This window comes from Streptomyces sp. C (assembly GCF_000158895.1).
GTDB lineage: Bacteria > Actinomycetota > Actinomycetes > Streptomycetales > Streptomycetaceae > Streptomyces > Streptomyces racemochromogenes.
The window spans coordinates 3,509,412-3,525,986 of sequence record NZ_GG657750.1 but is presented as its reverse complement, the minus strand read 5'-3'; the positions used below and the strand labels follow the sequence as shown (position 1 = coordinate 3,525,986).

Annotated in this window: 17 protein-coding genes; 14 read left to right on the top strand and 3 right to left on the bottom strand. The window is 70.9% G+C overall.

The genetic code is table 11. The features are described 5' to 3' along the window. The first annotated feature begins 75 nt into the window (after positions 1 to 75). The 11 genes from SSNG_RS15685 to SSNG_RS15635 all read left to right on the top strand — a co-directional run bounded on the left by SSNG_RS15685 (position 76) and on the right by SSNG_RS15635 (position 9,283). Positions 76 to 990: a DUF2520 domain-containing protein gene (locus SSNG_RS15685; protein ID WP_042801086.1), complete on the top strand. Its 915-nt coding sequence runs from the start codon at positions 76 to 78 to the stop codon at positions 988 to 990. Next, entirely contained in the window at positions 987 to 1,994 is a 1,008-nt protein-coding gene (gene panC, locus SSNG_RS15680; protein WP_007264826.1) for a pantoate--beta-alanine ligase, read from the top strand. The genes SSNG_RS15685 and panC overlap by 4 nt, the downstream gene beginning before the upstream one ends. Continuing rightward, entirely contained in the window at positions 1,991 to 3,730 is a 1,740-nt protein-coding gene (locus SSNG_RS15675) for an L-aspartate oxidase (protein ID WP_007264825.1), read from the top strand. The genes panC and SSNG_RS15675 overlap by 4 nt, the downstream gene beginning before the upstream one ends. 2 nt (positions 3,731 to 3,732) lie before the next feature. Further along, complete coding sequence (gene nadC / locus SSNG_RS15670; protein ID WP_042801082.1) at positions 3,733 to 4,701, top strand: carboxylating nicotinate-nucleotide diphosphorylase; 969 nt, start codon at positions 3,733 to 3,735, stop codon at positions 4,699 to 4,701. Positions 4,702 to 4,705: 4 nt separating this feature from the next. Then, positions 4,706 to 5,515, top strand: coding sequence for a type III pantothenate kinase (locus tag SSNG_RS15665; RefSeq protein ID WP_007264823.1), 810 nt, complete (start codon positions 4,706 to 4,708; stop codon positions 5,513 to 5,515). Positions 5,516 to 5,682: 167 nt separating this feature from the next. Further along, a complete protein-coding gene (locus tag SSNG_RS15660; protein ID WP_007264822.1) occupies positions 5,683 to 6,435 on the top strand; it encodes a GntR family transcriptional regulator in 753 nt (250 codons plus the stop codon). A 134-nt stretch (positions 6,436 to 6,569) separates the two neighbouring features. Beyond that, the gene (locus SSNG_RS15655; RefSeq protein ID WP_007264821.1) at positions 6,570 to 6,761 is read left to right on the top strand and encodes a DUF397 domain-containing protein; all 192 of its coding nucleotides are present in this window, start codon (positions 6,570 to 6,572) and stop codon (positions 6,759 to 6,761) included. Between the two features lie 98 nt (positions 6,762 to 6,859). After that, positions 6,860 to 7,465, top strand: a complete 606-nt coding sequence (locus SSNG_RS15650) for a hypothetical protein (RefSeq protein WP_007264820.1) — start codon at positions 6,860 to 6,862, stop codon at positions 7,463 to 7,465. Between the two features lie 303 nt (positions 7,466 to 7,768). After that, on the top strand, positions 7,769 to 8,236 hold the full coding sequence (locus tag SSNG_RS15645) for a BlaI/MecI/CopY family transcriptional regulator (RefSeq protein ID WP_007264819.1): 468 nt from the start codon (positions 7,769 to 7,771) through the stop codon (positions 8,234 to 8,236). 9 nt (positions 8,237 to 8,245) lie between these two features. Beyond that, on the top strand, positions 8,246 to 8,779 hold the full coding sequence (locus tag SSNG_RS15640; protein WP_007264818.1) for an amino-acid N-acetyltransferase: 534 nt from the start codon (positions 8,246 to 8,248) through the stop codon (positions 8,777 to 8,779). Positions 8,780 to 8,944: 165 nt separating this feature from the next. After that, positions 8,945 to 9,283 (top strand): Lsr2 family protein, encoded by a 339-nt coding sequence (locus SSNG_RS15635; RefSeq protein ID WP_007264817.1) that lies wholly within the window; start codon positions 8,945 to 8,947, stop codon positions 9,281 to 9,283. Here the strand turns inward: SSNG_RS15635 and SSNG_RS15630 are convergent. After that, positions 9,262 to 9,849, bottom strand: a complete 588-nt coding sequence (locus tag SSNG_RS15630; RefSeq protein ID WP_007264816.1) for an SCO3374 family protein — start codon at positions 9,847 to 9,849, stop codon at positions 9,262 to 9,264. The genes SSNG_RS15635 and SSNG_RS15630 overlap by 22 nt on opposite strands. Before the next feature lie 451 nt (positions 9,850 to 10,300). Between SSNG_RS15630 and SSNG_RS15625 the strand changes: the two genes are divergently transcribed. Next, positions 10,301 to 12,826 (top strand): ATP-dependent Clp protease ATP-binding subunit, encoded by a 2,526-nt coding sequence (locus SSNG_RS15625; RefSeq protein WP_007264815.1) that lies wholly within the window; start codon positions 10,301 to 10,303, stop codon positions 12,824 to 12,826. A 797-nt stretch (positions 12,827 to 13,623) separates the two neighbouring features. On the opposite strand, the gene SSNG_RS37965 is transcribed toward SSNG_RS15625, so the two are convergent. Further along, complete coding sequence (locus SSNG_RS37965; protein WP_007264814.1) at positions 13,624 to 14,190, bottom strand: GNAT family N-acetyltransferase; 567 nt, start codon at positions 14,188 to 14,190, stop codon at positions 13,624 to 13,626. Positions 14,191 to 14,201: 11 nt separating this feature from the next. After that, positions 14,202 to 15,497, bottom strand: coding sequence for a hypothetical protein (locus tag SSNG_RS15610; protein ID WP_007264813.1), 1,296 nt, complete (start codon positions 15,495 to 15,497; stop codon positions 14,202 to 14,204). A gap of 426 nt (positions 15,498 to 15,923) precedes the next feature. Here SSNG_RS15610 and SSNG_RS15605 point away from each other — a divergent pair, with 426 nt between their 5' ends. After that, complete coding sequence (locus tag SSNG_RS15605; RefSeq protein WP_042801078.1) at positions 15,924 to 16,139, top strand: hypothetical protein; 216 nt, start codon at positions 15,924 to 15,926, stop codon at positions 16,137 to 16,139. Continuing rightward, a complete protein-coding gene (locus tag SSNG_RS15600; RefSeq protein WP_007264811.1) occupies positions 16,132 to 16,386 on the top strand; it encodes a hypothetical protein in 255 nt (84 codons plus the stop codon). The genes SSNG_RS15605 and SSNG_RS15600 overlap by 8 nt, the downstream gene beginning before the upstream one ends. Positions 16,387 to 16,575: the final 189 nt, after the last annotated feature.

The following is a 16,575-nucleotide window of genomic DNA, read 5'->3' as shown; positions in this document are numbered from 1 at the left end:
GGGCGCGGAAAGGGCCCAGTATGGCGACGTATCGTCCGGTACCCCTCGCGGACTGGAACGGAAGGCCCTCACCGCGTGAACTCATCCCAGGAACCGCGCCCCGCCCGGCTCACCATCGGAGTCGTCGGCGCGGGCCGCGTCGGCCCCGCGCTGGCCCGTGCGCTCCAGCAGGCCGGGCACCGCCCCGTCGCCGTGTCCGGGGTCTCCGACGCCTCCCGGCGCCGGGCCGAGCGGATGCTGCCGGAGGTGCCGCTGGTGTCCCCGGCGCAGGTGCTGGAGCGGGCCGAGCTGGTGCTCCTCACCGTCCCCGACGACGCCCTGCCGGGCCTGGTCGAGGGCCTCGCCGAGACCGGCGCCGTGCGTCCCGGGCAGCTCCTCGTGCACACCTCGGGGCGTTACGGGGCCGCCGTGCTGGACCCCGCGCGGCGCGCGGGCGCGCTGCCGCTGGCGCTGCACCCGGCGATGACCTTCACCGGTACCGAGGTGGACGTGCAGCGCCTGGCCGGGTGCTCGTTCGGGGTGACCGCGCCCGAGGAGCTGCGGCTGGCGGCGGAGGCCCTGGTCATCGAGATGGGCGGGGAGCCCGAATGGATCGCGGAGGAGAGCCGCCCGCTCTACCACGCGGCCCTCGCGCTGGGCGCGAACCACCTGGTCACCCTGGTCGCCCAGGCCCTGGAGCTGCTCCGCACCGCGGGCGTCGAGCACCCCGACCGGATGCTCGGCCCGCTGCTCGGCGCCGCCCTGGACAACGCCCTGCGCTCCGGTGACGCCGCCCTGACCGGGCCCGTCGCCCGCGGCGACGCGGGCACCGTCGCCGCGCACGTCTCGGAGCTGCGCAAGCACGCTCCGGCCACCGTCGCCGGGTACCTGGCGATGGCCCGTACGACCGCGGACCGCGCCCTCGCGCACGGCCTGCTCAAGCCCGAACTGGCCGAGGACCTCCTCGGCGTGCTCGCGGACCCCGCCGACCCGAAGGATTCCGAGCGATGACCGGCCCGCTCCAGCTGCTGAACACCGCCGAAGAGCTCCACGAGCTCCCGCGCGCCGGCCGCCGGGCCGTCGTGATGACGATGGGCGCCCTGCACGAGGGCCACGCCACGCTCATCCGCACGGCCCGCGAGGAGGTGGGCCCGGACGGCCAGGTGGTGGTCACCGTCTTCGTCAACCCCCTCCAGTTCGGGGCGAACGAGGACCTCGACCGCTACCCGCGCACCCTCGACGCCGACCTGGCGGTCTCCGAAGGGGCGGGCGCCGACGCCGTGTTCGCCCCCTCCGTGGACGAGGTCTACCCGGGCGGCGACCCGCAGGTGCGGATCACGGCCGGGCCGATGGGCGAGCGGCTCGAAGGCGCCACCCGGCCCGGCCACTTCGACGGCATGCTGACCGTCGTCGCCAAGCTGCTCCACCTCACCCGCCCGGACCTGGCCCTGTTCGGCCAGAAGGACGCCCAGCAACTGGCGCTGATCCGGCGCATGGTGACCGACCTGAACTTCCCCGTCGAGGTGGTCGGCGTAGCCACGGTCCGGGAGGACGACGGGCTCGCCCTGTCCTCCCGCAACCGCTACCTCGGCCCGGTCGAGCGCCGTACCGCCCTGGCCCTCTCGCGCGCCCTGTTCGCGGGCCGCGACCGGCTCGCCGCGCAGGCCGCGCTGTGCGCCCGCGCGGAGGCGGCCCCGGCGAGCGACGGGCGCGCCACCGCCCTGGCCCGGCTCGGCGAAATCCGTGCCTCCGCCGACGCGCACGCCGTGTCGGCGGCGGCCGGCGGCGTCACCGGCCTGCCGGACGCCGTACGGGCCGCCGCGCGGCACGTGCTGGAGGAGGCGGGCCGGCACGAGCCGCCGCTGGTCCTGGACTACCTGGCCCTGGTGGACCCGGAGGACTTCACCGACGTCGGCCCCGACTTCACCGGACGGGCCGTGCTGGCCGTCGCGGCGAAGGTCGGCGCGACCCGGTTGATCGACAACATCCCATTGGAGTTCGGAGCACACGCGTGAGCACCACAGGCAACCCAGGCACCCCCGGCGCCGCCGGTACGGGCATACGGCTGCACGCCCCCGCCCCCGGCTGGGCCCTCGACGCGGACGTCGTGGTGGTCGGTTCCGGCGTGGCGGGGCTGACGGCCGCGCTGCGCTGCGCCGCCGCGGGCCGCCGTACGGTCGTGGTCACCAAGGCGCGGCTCGACGACGGCTCCACCCGCTGGGCGCAGGGCGGCATCGCGGCCGCCCTCGGCGAGGGCGACACCCCCGAGCAGCACCTGGACGACACGCTGGTCGCCGGCGCCGGCCTGTGCGACGAGGCGGCGGTACGGCTGCTGGTCACCGAGGGCCCCGACGCGGTGCGCCGGCTGATGGCGGCGGGCGCCGTCTTCGACACCTCCGCCGAGACCGGCGAGATAGAGCTGACCCGCGAGGGCGGCCACCACCGACGCCGCATCGCGCACGCGGGCGGTGACGCGACCGGCGCGGAGATCTCCCGTGCCCTGGTCGAGGCCGTGCACGCCGCCGGGATCCGTACGGTCGAGAACGCGCTGGTCCTGGACCTGCTCCAGGACGCGGAGGGCCGTACGGCGGGCGTGACCCTGCACGTGATGGGCGAGGGCCAGCACGACGGTGTCGGCGCCGTCCACGCGCCCGCCGTGATCCTGGCGACCGGCGGCATGGGCCAGGTGTTCTCCGCGACGACCAACCCGGCGGTCTCCACGGGTGACGGGGTGGCGCTGGCGCTGCGTGCCGGCGCGGAGGTCTCGGACCTGGAGTTCGTCCAGTTCCACCCGACGGTCCTCTTCCTCGGCCCGGACGCGGAGGGCCAGCAGCCGCTGGTGTCGGAGGCGGTCCGCGGCGAGGGCGCGTACCTGGTCGACGCGGACGGGGTCCGCTTCATGGTGGGGCAGCACGAGCTGGCCGAGCTGGCGCCGCGGGACATCGTCGCCAAGGGCATCATGCGCCGCATGCAGGAGCAGGACGCCCGGCACATGTACCTGGACGCGCGGCACTTCGGCGCCGAGATGTGGGAGAACCGGTTCCCCACGATCCTGGCGGCCTGCCGGGCCCACGGCATCGACCCGGTGACCGAGCCGATCCCGGTCGCCCCGGCCGCGCACTACGCCTCGGGCGGCGTACGCACCGACCTGCACGGCCGTACGACGGTTCCGGGCCTGTACGCGTGCGGCGAGGTGGCCTGCACGGGCGTGCACGGTGCGAACCGGCTGGCCTCCAACTCCCTGCTGGAGGGCCTGGTCTTCGCCGAGCGGATCGCCGAGGACATCACCGCGAACCCGCCCGTGGGCAGCGGCCCGGGCGTACCGGTGCCCGCCACCGGTCCGCTCCAGCCGGCCGAGGCCCGGTACGAGGTCCAGCGCATCATGACGGAGGGCGCGGGCGTGCTCCGCTCCGCCGGGTCCCTGGCGGCGGCCGCCGAGGCGCTGGAGAGCCTGTACACGACGGCCCTGGGCGAGCTGGAGAGCCAGGGCAAGACCGCCGTGCCGGGCGTGGACACCTGGGAGGCGACCAACCTGCTGTGCGTGGCCCGCGTCCTGGTGGCCGCCGCCCAGCGGCGCGCCGAGACCCGCGGCTGCCACTGGCGCGAGGACCATCCCGACCGGGACGACGCCGAGTGGCGCCGCCACCTCGTGGTGCGGCTGTCGCGCACCGAGCGGCGGGCGCTGGTCGTCACCCCCACCGACTCCGCGGACTTCCCGTCCGTCCACCACCCCCTCAGCCTGGAGAAGTGACCGTGAGCACCCCCGAACTCCCCCTGATCGAGCAGAACGAAGGCGGCTGCGGCGACGACTGCGGCTGTGGCGACGGCGAGGAGACCGGCCTCGACCCGGCGCTCGCCCAGCTGCTGGTCGACGCGGGCCTGGACCCGATCGAGGTCGAGGACATCGCGCACATGGCGCTGTCCGAGGACCTGGACGGCGGGGTCGACGTCACCACCGTCGCGACCGTCTCCGAAGACGCCGAGGCCATCGCCGACTTCGTGGCCCGCGAGGCCGGCGTCGTGGCGGGCCTGCGGATCGCCGAGGCCGTGTTCTCCGTGGTGTGCACGGAGGCCTTCGAGGTCGAGCGGCACGCCGAGGACGGCGACCGGGTCGAGGCGGGGCAGCTGCTGCTGTCGGTGCGCTCGCGCACCCGTGACCTGCTGACCGCCGAGCGCAGCGCCCTGAACATCCTGTGCCGGCTGTCCGGCATCGCGACGGCCACCCGCCGCTGGGCGGACGTCCTGGAGGGCACGAAGGCGAAGGTCCGCGACACCCGCAAGACGACGCCGGGCCTGCGGTCGCTGGAGAAGTACGCGGTCCGCTGCGGCGGCGGCGTCAACCACCGGATGTCGCTGTCGGACGCGGCGCTGGTCAAGGACAACCACGTGGTCGCCGCGGGCGGCGTCGCGCAGGCCTTCAAGGCCGTCCGCGAGGCGTTCCCGGACGTTCCGGTGGAGGTCGAGGTCGACACGATGCACCAGGTCCGCGAGGTCGTGGACGCGGGCGCCGACCTGATCCTGCTGGACAACTTCACCGTCCCGGAGACGGAGGAGGCGGTGACGATCGTCGCTGGCCGCGCGGTCCTGGAGTCCTCGGGCCGGCTGTCGCTGGAGACGGCCCGCGCCTACGCGGAGACCGGGGTGGACTACCTGGCGGTGGGCGCGCTGACGCACTCGTCGCCGATCCTGGACATCGGCCTCGACCTGCGCGAGGCGGTGTGAGCCGATGCTGCTGACCATCGACGTGGGCAACACCCACACGGTCCTCGGCCTGTTCGACGGCGAGGAGATCGTCGAGCACTGGCGGGTCTCGACGGACCCGCGGCGCACGGCGGACGAGCTGGCCGTGCTGATGCAGGGCCTGATGGGGATGCACCCGATGCTCGGCAGCGAGCTGGGCGACGGGATCCACGGCATCGCGATCTGCTCGACGGTGCCGTCGGTGCTGCACGAGCTGCGCGAGGTCACCCGCCGCTACTACGGCGACGTTCCGGCGATCGTGGTGGAGCCCGGCGTGAAGACGGGCGTGCCGATCCTCATGGACAACCCGAAGGAGGTCGGCGCGGACCGCATCGTCAACGCGGCGGCCGCCGTCGAGCTGTACGGGGGTCCGGCGATCGTCGTCGACCTCGGTACGGCGACGACCTTCGACGCGGTCTCCGCGCGGGGCGAGTACGTGGGCGGGGTGATCTCCCCGGGCATCGAGATCTCGATGGAGGCGCTCGGGATGCGCGGCGCCCTGCTGCGCAAGATCGAGCTGGCCCGGCCGCGCAACGTGATCGGCAAGTCCACGGTCGAGGCGATGCAGTCGGGCGTGGTCTACGGGTTCGCGGGCCAGGTCGACGGGATCGTGCACCGCATCGCCCGAGACCTGGTGGGTCCGGACGGCGATCCGGACGACGTCCGCGTCATCGCGACGGGCGGGCTGGCCCCGGTCATCCTCGGGGAGACCACGGTGATCGACGAGCACGAGCCGTGGCTGACGCTGATCGGGCTGCGGCTCGTGTACGAGCGGAACGCGCCCAGCTTCGAGTGATCCGGCCGCCGGTGGGGCCCCGCACGGGCTGGGCCCCACCGGCGGTAGCGCACCCGGTAGCGGTCCGTCATGCGGAATCCTCAGCTTGAACCTGATCCGTTAGCTTGTCGGCGTCGGACGCACACCCTCGCGTGGCGGCACAGCAGAGACGGCACAGGACGGCCCAAATGCCCCGTAAATCACCGTACTTGCAGGTGGTCGCATCACTCAGGACCCGCATCGAGGCGGGTGAGTGGGCGATAGGCGACAGGCTCCCCTCGCGCGCCCGGTTCGCGGAGGAGTACTCCGTCGGGCAGGGCGTCACCCAGCGGGCCATGGAGCAGCTGATCATCGAGGGCTTCCTCGAAGGCCGCGCCGGGTCCGGCACCTACGTGCGCACCCCGCGCCGGCGCATGCGGATGCTCCGCACCCGCCGCCGCGTCCCCGGCTCCGGCAACACCTTCCGCTCCGAGGCCGCCGCGCACGGCATTGCCGCGTCCTGGGAGTTCAGGACCCTCCCGCAGGTCCCGGCGCCGGAGCGGATCGCCGCCCGGCTGGCCATCGAGCCCGGCTCCCCCTGCGTGATGACCCGCTACGAGTTCATGGCCGACGGGAGCCCCGCCGAGCTCTCCGAGTCCTGGGAGCCGCTGGCCATCACCTCCGGCACCCCGGTGGTGCTCCCGGAGGTGGGCGAACTGCGCGGCGCCGGGGTGGTGGCGCGCATGCGCTCCATCGGCATCACCGTCACCTCCGTGGTGGAGGTGCCGCGCCCCGCCCGGGCCAACCAGAACCAGGCCAACCTCCTCGGGATCAGCCTCGGCGCCATGATCACCGAGATCGAGCGCACGTACCTCGACTCCGACGGCCGCCCCGTGGAGACCGCGGACCTGGTCATACCCGACTCGCGCTACGAGATCGCGTACGCCTTCCCGGTGGAGTGACCGGGGCCGCGTATTGTGAACGGCCGTACTTTCCGACGACCGGGTTTTTTACGGAACTGGCCGGAGTGTGCCTCTCGTGGCGCTAGCGTCACGCTCGAAAGCACCGCGACCTCGTCCACTGCGGAGGAGACACCATGACCGCGAACGCTCGACCCGACTGGCGCAAATCGTCCTACTGCGGCGAAGGCGACGCCTGCGTGTACGTGGCGGCCGCGCCCGGCACCCTGGTGCGCGTGGCCGACCGGGCCGACCCGGCGCACCTGGTGATGGCGACCACCCACGCCGCCTGGGCGGAATTCGTGAAGTCCGTCAAAGAGACCGGCTGAGCCCGACCGGACCGCCCGGAGGGGCGGCGCGGATCCCCGCCGCGCCGCAATCCCGCACCCTCAGGGGATTTTGTCCGATTAGCGCGTATCTTCGCCCCATGCCCACGCCCTACGGATCCCGCGGCGGCATGGCGTTCAGCGCCGCCGAGCTGCACGTGCTCAGGCGTTCCCTCGCCCACGCCCTCCAGTCCTCCACGGCCCCCCTGACCGCCCCCGAGGTCCAGGACTGCCTGCGCCTCGCGGCGTCGGTGGACGACGCCGTCCTGGAGGCGGGCCGGCTCAGAGCCTTCCTGCTCGACGACCTCGCCCGCTACCGGGGCGCCCTCCCCGGGAGCCTGTCCGGCTACCTGGAGCTCCTCCAGGACGCCCTGGCCGCCGGGTACGAGCCCCTGGCCGACGACCTGGCCGCCCTGCGCGCCCTGCGGGCCAACCCGGTCGCCGCCGCCGTCCTGGAACGGGCCCAGGCCGTCGCCGGGCGCTCCGTACGCCGCAGGCTCGCCACCGGGACCGCGCCCGCGGCCGCCCCCGCGCCGCGCACCCGGCTGCTGGCCCTGGCCGGCGGCAAGGAGCAGCCGCCCCCGCCGCCGCCGAAGCCCGCCCCGGCGAAGGAGCCCCCGGCCCGGCCGGTGCCCACCCCGGGCGAGGTGTTCCCGCCGCGCCGCAAGCCCACCCCGCCCCCGGCGGCCGGACGCGCGGCGGTGTAGCTACGCTTGGGGGCATGGACTACGTCTCCGCGCTCGTGCCCCCCGTCGTGATGGCCGCGTTCTTCATCGTACTCGTCGTGACGATCGTGAAAGTCCCAGGACGGGGCCAACAAGGTCAAGGAAGACGCGGTCGTCGACGCTGCGCTCGCCCGCGCCGAGGCCGGGTCAGCAGTCGCAGAAGTGAGGTGACCCCCGCTCGGGGTTTTCTCCTCGCGTTGCGGCGGAATAGTTCTGGCAAATTCGCCGCAATCGGCACTATTGTGCTGCTGTGCCTCGCCCCTTGGGAGAACTCGAAGAGAGGCGATGACGCGGGTGTGGCAGTGGAACCGCCCGGTCACCGTTCGGGAAGTCCTGGAAGACCTCCAGCAGGAACGGTCCATCGCGTACACCACGGTCATGACCGTTATGGACAATCTCCATCAGAAGGGCTGGGTCCGCCGGGAAGCCGAAGGCCGCGCCTATCGATATACGGCGGTCTCCACCCGCGCCGCCTACTCGGCCGCGCTGATGAACGAGGCCTGGTCCACCAGCGACAGCCCGGCGGCCGCCCTCGTCGCCTTCTTCGGCATGATGTCCCCCGAACAGCGCGAGGCCCTCCGCGACGCCGTCCGCATCGTCCAGCACGACGAGCCCGAACCCGAACCCGAACCGGGACCCGAACCTGAACCCGAACCGGGACCCGGGGCCGGCGCCGGCCAGGCCGGCGGGGAACCGTCCGCGGCCGCGCCGGAAGGGGACTCCGGCGCGCACGGGAGCGACCCGGGGCGATAGCGTCCGGGTATGGGAGAGCTTTCCACCACAGCCGACGCCAAAACAGTGACGATCCGCCGCGCGCGCACCAGTGATGTTCCGGCACTGCGCCGCCTGCTCGACCAGTACGTGCAGCAGCGGATCCTCCTCGACAAAGCCCCCGTCGTCCTTTACGAGGACATCCAGGAGTTCTGGGTCGCGGAACGCGACTCCGACGGTCAGGTCGTGGGCTGCGGCGCCCTCCACGTCATGTGGGAAGACCTCGCCGAAGTGCGCACGCTCGCCGTCGACCGCGACTTGAAGGGCGCCGGTGTCGGGCACCTGGTGCTCGCCAAGTTGTTGGAGACCGCCCGCCGGGTCGGGGTGAGCCGGGTATTCTGCCTGACCTTCGAAGTGGACTTCTTCGCCAAGCACGGCTTCGTCGAGATCGGCGAGACCCCGGTGGAGACCGATGTCTACATGGAGCTCCTGCGTTCCTATGACGAGGGAGTCGCCGAGTTCCTCGGTCTCGAACGAGTGAAGCCGAACACCTTGGGCAACAGCCGGATGCTGCTGCACCTCTGATCGAGCGCGGCGGCTATTACGGGCCCCCGTCCACCTGAGGCCTATGTCCGAATCGCGTACGTTTCCCGCCTTGTAGAGGTCCTGAACCTCTCGACGGGGGTTTGTGTTTTCCAGGCAAAAGCGGTTTCCTTTCCGCGTACTGCATTTTCGATGAAAGGAAATCCGGTGGCACAGAAGGTTCAGGTCCTTCTTGTCGACGACCTCGACGGTGGCACGGCGGACGAGACCGTCACGTTCGCTCTTGACGGCAAGACCTACGAGATCGACCTCACCACCGCCAACGCTGAAAAGCTCCGCGGTGCGCTGGAGGACTTCGTGAAGGCGGGCCGCCGTACCGGCGGGCGTGCTTCCACCGGCCGCGCCAAGGGCCGCGCCGCCGCCGCCCCGGGCAGCCCGGACACCGCCGAGATCCGCGCGTGGGCCAAGGCCCAGGGCCTCAGCGTCAACGACCGCGGCCGGGTTCCCGCCGAGATCCGCGAGGCCTACGAGAACGCCAAGGGCTGAGGCGTACGCCGCCCCAGGCGGGCGCGGTGGCACTCCGTCGCCGCCGCGGCCACCAGGCGTACGAGATCGGGCCCGGCCGGCTCCGCACAGAGCCCGGGTCCGGCGCCCCGCCCCGGACCGGGCAGGGCGGGCAGCGACGCCTCGCACCCCAGCTCGGGGGGCCGCAACCACACTGCGGCCCCCCGAGGGCTTTCCCCCGGCGCCCGTCCGGGCGGCACGGGGGCGGTGATCCTGCCCCCCGCGCCCACGGCGGTCAGGTCCAGCGGCACCCCGCCCCACTCCAGCCAGCCGAGCAGCCCCTCCAGCTCGTCGGCGCCGCCCGGGGCGATCAGGAAGCGCATCCGGCGCCCCATCACCGCCACCGGACCGGTGGCGGCGAAGCCGGGCCGGGCGAGCAGCGCGGCCCCGGCGTCCGAGGGCAGCTCCAGCACGTCGAACCGGACCCCGGTGACCAGCTGCGGGGGCGGCCCCCCGGCACAGGCCCAGCCGAGCACCCGCTCGTACCAGGTACGGGTGTCGTCCTCGGACGGGACGCGGGGCGACGGGACGCTCACGCTGAGGGACATGACCGGAGCAACTCCGGCGACGGCCGACGGGTTACGCGACGCGCCCGCACCAATGCGGAGCGTAAACATCAGCCGAGCGGAGTCCCACATTCGGGACACAAGCGTGTTCGCCCGTAGCGGAGGGAACCATGCCTACCGGCATGGAGTGTCAGTCCTTACGGGTAAGACATTCCTAGTGGATCGGGGCGACACGCTGATTTGAGCGTGTTCCGTTCGCCATCGGCGTACACCTGTGACGGGTATCTGCCTGGCCTGCGGGAACATCGTCTCGCACCATCGAGTTGGAGCAGTAGTCGGCTCTTACAGCCGGTTTTCCTCACCGACGTGGGGGTGAGCCGTGGACGGATGTCGGCAGTTGGAATGAGCTGTCCCGTCCCGCGGGACTAGCATGCGGAAGGACAGGGCGGGGACCGACCCCGAACTGCCCGACCGCTCTGAGGAGCGATAAACGATGTTCGAGAGGTTCACCGACCGCGCGCGGCGGGTTGTCGTCCTGGCTCAGGAAGAAGCCCGGATGCTCAACCACAACTACATCGGCACCGAGCACATCCTCCTGGGCTTGATCCACGAGGGTGAGGGTGTCGCCGCTAAGGCCCTGGAGAGCCTCGGGATTTCGCTCGAGGCTGTTCGCCAGCAGGTTGAGGAGATCATCGGCCAGGGCCAGCAGGCCCCGTCCGGCCACATCCCCTTCACGCCGCGGGCGAAGAAGGTCCTGGAGCTGTCGCTCCGAGAGGCCCTCCAGCTCGGCCACAACTACATCGGCACCGAGCACATCCTGCTCGGCCTGATCCGCGAGGGCGAGGGCGTCGCAGCCCAGGTCCTCGTGAAGCTGGGCGCCGATCTGAACAGGGTCCGGCAGCAGGTCATCCAGCTGCTCTCCGGCTACACCGGGGGCGGCAAGGAGTCGGCCACCGCAGGCGGCCCGGCCGAGGGCACCCCCTCGACCTCGCTGGTCCTCGACCAGTTCGGCCGCAACCTCACCCAGGCGGCCCGCGAATCCAAGCTCGACCCGGTCATCGGGCGCGAGAAGGAGATCGAGCGGGTCATGCAGGTCCTGTCCCGCCGGACCAAGAACAACCCGGTCCTCATCGGCGAGCCCGGCGTCGGCAAGACCGCCGTCGTCGAGGGCCTGGCACAGGCGATCGTCAAGGGCGAGGTCCCCGAGACCCTCAAGGACAAGCACCTCTACACGCTCGACCTGGGTGCCCTGGTCGCCGGCTCCCGCTACCGCGGTGACTTCGAGGAGCGCCTGAAGAAGGTCCTCAAGGAGATCCGCACCCGCGGCGACATCATCCTGTTCATCGACGAGCTCCACACGCTGGTCGGTGCGGGTGCCGCAGAGGGTGCGATCGACGCCGCTTCGATCCTGAAGCCCATGCTGGCCCGTGGTGAGCTCCAGACCATCGGTGCCACCACGCTGGACGAGTACCGCAAGCACCTGGAGAAGGACGCGGCCCTGGAGCGCCGCTTCCAGCCCATCCAGGTCGCGGAGCCGTCGCTGCCGCACACCATCGAGATCCTCAAGGGTCTCCGTGACCGGTACGAGGCCCACCACCGCGTCTCGATCACGGACGAGGCCCTCGTCCAGGCCGCGACCCTGGCCGACCGGTACATCTCGGACCGCTTCCTCCCGGACAAGGCGATCGACCTGATCGACGAGGCCGGCTCCCGGATGCGCATCCGCCGGATGACCGCGCCGCCGGACCTCCGCGAGTTCGACGAGAAGATCGCGGCCGTGCGCCGCGACAAGGAGTCGGCCATCGACTCCCAGGACTTCGAGAAGGCGGCTTCGCTCCGTGACTCGGAGAAGCAGCTGCTCACCGCGAAGTCCAAGCGCGAGAAGGAATGGAAGGCCGGCGACATGGACGTCGTCGCCGAGGTCGACGGCGAGCTCATCGCCGAGGTCCTCGCGACCGCGACCGGCATTCCCGTCTTCAAGCTGACCGAGGAGGAGTCCTCGCGCCTGCTGCGCATGGAGGACGAGCTCCACAAGCGCGTCATCGGTCAGAAGGACGCCATCAAGGCCCTTTCGCAGGCGATCCGCCGTACGCGGGCCGGCCTGAAGGACCCGAAGCGCCCCGGTGGCTCGTTCATCTTCGCCGGCCCGTCCGGTGTCGGTAAGACCGAGCTCTCCAAGACGCTCGCCGAATTCCTCTTCGGCGACGAGGACGCGCTGATCTCCCTCGACATGTCGGAGTTCAGCGAGAAGCACACGGTTTCCCGCCTCTTCGGTTCGCCCCCCGGCTACGTGGGCTACGAAGAGGGCGGCCAGCTGACCGAGAAGGTCCGCCGGAAGCCGTTCTCCGTCGTCCTCTTCGACGAGGTCGAGAAGGCGCACCCGGATATCTTCAATTCCCTTCTCCAGATCCTGGAGGACGGTCGCCTGACCGACTCCCAGGGCCGGGTCGTGGACTTCAAGAACACGGTCATCATCATGACGACCAACCTGGGTACGCGGGACATCTCCAAGGGCTTCAACCTGGGCTTCGCCGCCCAGGGCGACGTCAAGACCGGTTACGACCGGATGAAGGCGAAGGTCAACGAAGAGCTCAAGCAGCACTTCCGGCCCGAGTTCCTGAACCGTGTCGACGACACGGTCGTCTTCCACCAGCTCAGCCAGGAAGACATCATCCAGATCGTCGACCTGATGATCGCCAAGGTGGACGAGCGCCTCAAGGACCGCGACATGGGCATCGAGCTCAGCGGTGACGCGAAGCAGCTCCTGGCCAAGCGCGGCTACGACCCGATCATGGGTGCCCGCCCGCTGCGCCGGACCATCCAGCGCGAGATCGAGGACCTGCTCTCGGAGAAGATCCTCTTCGGCGAGCTGCGCCCCGGCCACATCGTGGTCGTCGGCGTGGAGGGCGAGGGCGAGAACGCCAAGTTCACCTTCCGCGGCGAGGAGAAGTCGGCCCTGCCCGACCTCCCCCCGATCGAGGCCACGGGCTCCGGCCCGGACCTGTCGAAGGGCGCGTAAGCGCAGCCGCTTGCGGCAGCTGTACGAAGGGGCGGCCCCGGGACCCACAAGGTCCCGGGGCCGCCCCTTTGGGGTGCGGGCGGCGGGGCTCGCGGTGCGGGCCCGCTATCTCCCCCTCGACCCCGTGGGGCGGGGCGGTGGCTGCCCACCCGCCCCCTTGTCTGCGGGGCGGGGGCCGGGGGGCGGTACCCCCTCGGGCGGTCTCACAGAAGCGTGGGGGCTTCCCGTCAGTCCCATCGTCCTTCCGGTTCGGGCCGGTCCCTCAAGGGCGCTCCTGCGTCGCGTCGCTACGCGATCGCCTTCGGCGACCCTTGACCGACCGACCCGAACCGGAAAGCCGAAAGACTGCCGGGAAACCCCCAAAGAAACGGCACGGTCCATGGTGGAGGGACGGGTCCCTCAGCGATGAGACGAGGGGCCGGGGGCCGGCCCACCGGGCATCCGGGCCCTCTCGCCTGCGCTTCCAGGGTCCGGGGCGCGACTACCCGCACGAGAAGGCGAACAGACCGCCCTGCGGAGCCCCCGGGCGCGGCAGATCGCTACGCGCTCCTCTCGTCTCAGCGTCCGGCGACCGCCTTGGGCTGATGCCCGCACCACAGGGCGAACAGGGCGCCCCGGGGACGGTCCGGGCGCGGCAGATCGCTACGCGCTTCCCATATCTCAGCGGCCGGCGACCGCCTGTGGCTGATACCCGCACCAGAGGGCGAACAGAGCTCCCCAGGAGGCCGACAGACGCGACGGATCGCTACGCGCTGCCCACGTCTCGGCGGCGGATGGCCCCCTCTTGGCAGAGCGGGTCACTGTGCGTTCGGAGCGAGGACCATGGCGTCGTAGAGGGGAGACTCGGGGGCGTGCTTGATGCGGCCGATCACGTCATACCCCCAGCGAGGGTAGGCGGAGCGGGCGGGCTCGTTGTCGGTGATGCAGGTGAGGGTGGTCCAGGCCTCCTTGCGGCCCAGGACCATCGCATCGTGGAGGGCACGGCCGATGCCCTGGCCGGCGTGCGCGGGTAGCACCATCAGCTCCCTCAGCCAGAAGACATCGCCGGCTTCGGCCGCCTTCTCCGCGTCTGCCGGTACCTTCCCCTCCCGCAGGAGGGAGTCCCACCAGGCACGGTCGGGCGTGAGGGTCACGCCATGGACGTATCCGGCGATGGAACCGTCCGGCAGGTGCGCCGTGACGACCTCGAAGCCTTCCATGTCGTACGCGGCCTGGAGGCGGGAGTCGTACGACTCCACCGTGAAGAACGGGTCCCCGGCGTAGGGCGGAACGTCGTACACCACGGAATAGACGGCCAGCAGCTGATCGGTGATGGTCCGGGCCTGCTCAGGGGCGTGGCGGGTGAAGTCGATCTCCGCAGGCATGGGGGCTCCGTTCAGGCGATGTGGGTGGCTAGCAGGTCCATGGTCTCCCTGGCCTGCCGGACATCCTGGTACAGGCGCAGGCCTTCCCTGACCGATGCGAGCTGGCGTCGGGTGCGAGTCGATGTCTGGCCGGACTCGATGAGCCGCAGTGACTCTTTGGCAGCCTCATCGGTGCGATCGAAGTCGGCACTACCAACGGACGCCCGAGCCAGGCGGGCCAGGCACATTCCCCGATTGCGTGAACGCGTCACGTCCTGGAGCTGCGAAGAGCGTTCGAGGAGGCGAACGGCCTGCTTGTGGCTTCCCAGGTCGGCCCGGCACATCCCTTCCAGGCAGGTGAGCTCGGCCTCGTTCAGGAAGCCGGTCCATGCTGGGTCTCGATCGGTGGTGCCTTGGTCGAAGGCCCTCCAGGCGCGCTTGATGAAGAACGACGTATTCACCTCGTCCCCGAGTCGGGCGTAGCCGTGAGCTGTCCGGATCGCGAGGAGCGCCGTTACTCGGGCAGGGGCCGACCATTTGCCGGCGTAGCTTTCCGCGTTTCGGGCGAACCGGACTGCTTCGCGTGGTTTGCCCAAGTCGACCGACTGGCGGGCCATGTTCGAAAGAGTTCTTGTGGCGAGTTCCTCATTGCCCGCGAGCATGGCGGTGTTCAGGGCCTCGGAGAAGTACACCCGGGCCTGGCCGTGCTGGTCGGCGTCGTAGCAGAACCATCCGAGTGATGTGGTGAGCTGCCCCGCGAGATCGTGAAGCTCCTGCCCGATCTCCTCCTCGTAGGATCCTTCGTTTATCAGGAGGTGCACGTACCTGAGGTGGGACTGGGCGGATCGCCACAGCCGATCGCTCCCGAATTGCTGGTCGATGGCATCAAGGTCGGCGATTGTTGCCTGGAGCAGTTCGACCTCGTCGCGGCCGACCCGGTGTGGTGTCGCGATGGTGGCAGTCGACGGGGTGAGCCAGGGCAGTCCGATGACAGCCACTCCTGTGCTGAGGGCAGTTCGCCGTTCCACAGGCGGAGCCACTCCTTGGTCGTCGACGGGCCTGTCAGACACCAGCCCCGGCGCCACGGTGAAGCCGAGTGCTTCCGGGCCGACGCCGAACGCGGCACGGAGCGCTGTGGCCTGGTCCGAGCGCGGCCAAGGCGGACACTTGGACTCCCAGGCTCTGTAGGTGCGGACGCTGATCGTGTACCCACGACGACCGAGCGCCTGGGCGCCGGCCCTGCTGATTTCCTGGGCTGCCTGCTCTTGCGAGAACCGGCCCTTTGCCGTTCTGGCCGCGAACAGCACCTGATTGGCGGGCGACCGCATCGAATCGCTCCTGTCGCGAGGTCTCCGTGGCCCAACGTAGGCGGCCAGGAGCGGTGAGTGCACCCTGAGGCAACAAATTCCCCGTGATCAGGCCGTACATTGCCCGCGAACTGCCGCTGAGCTTCCGCTCTACCGCCTGGAGTGCCCGCTCCTGCACCGGTTCACTTCTCACGACCAGTGACGCATTTCCAACGACATGCCGGCGAGGTGACCATGCGTGCGACGTCTCACGGGACTACCCGCACCGAGAGCAGGGCCAATCAGGAGCACGTAGATGCGGGAGCTGAGCACTCGAACAGAAGCTGTCTCGCCGACCACGTGCACTGCGACTGTGGTCGGCTTGCGCCGCTGCGACTTGGTTATTGCGGCAGCGTCGTGGGTCACTGTGCTGCCTGTGGCTACTCCTGGACGGTCCACCATGATCCGGTGGACTGCTGGCAGCGAACCACCGAGTCGGACGCCTTCAAGGCCGACTGCCTGCGAGATGTAGTTCTGCCCCTCGTGGCCGCGCGCATAGTGCTTGATGGCGGTGTGGTTGACCACCACACCTTCGGCAGCGGCCTGAGTCCGGCACTGGTCGATCGTGCGCTCGCCGGCTGGGAGCAGTTCGTCAACAGCTTCGAGGAGTCGTCTGATGACTGACCGGTACGAGTACGTCCCCCACCGACTCCTGCGCCGCCGTGTCCGCGACATCGCCTCCGGCACCGAAGGCATCCTCATGGCCGTGATCAACGAGAACGTCTCAGACACGGGCATCGAACGCTGGATGGAACTGGCCTACATCCGGGGCGCCTGCGGCCGCGAGTTCACCACCGCTTCCACCAACGTCGAACCCGCCCCTGACCAGCCTAAGACGGCCGCCGGCCGCCGAAATCAGAGGAGCGCGTAGCGATCTGTCGCGTCTGGGGGCTTCCTGGGCTGCTCTGTTCGCCTTCTCGTGCGGGTAGCCGCGCCCCTGGCCCGGGATTTCGACTCTTGGGGGCCCGGATGCCCGGTGGGCCGGCGCCCGGCGCCGCGCCTGGTCCCTGAGATGCCCGTCCCTGCTCCTCTGGACCGTGCCGTTTCTTTGGGGGTTTCC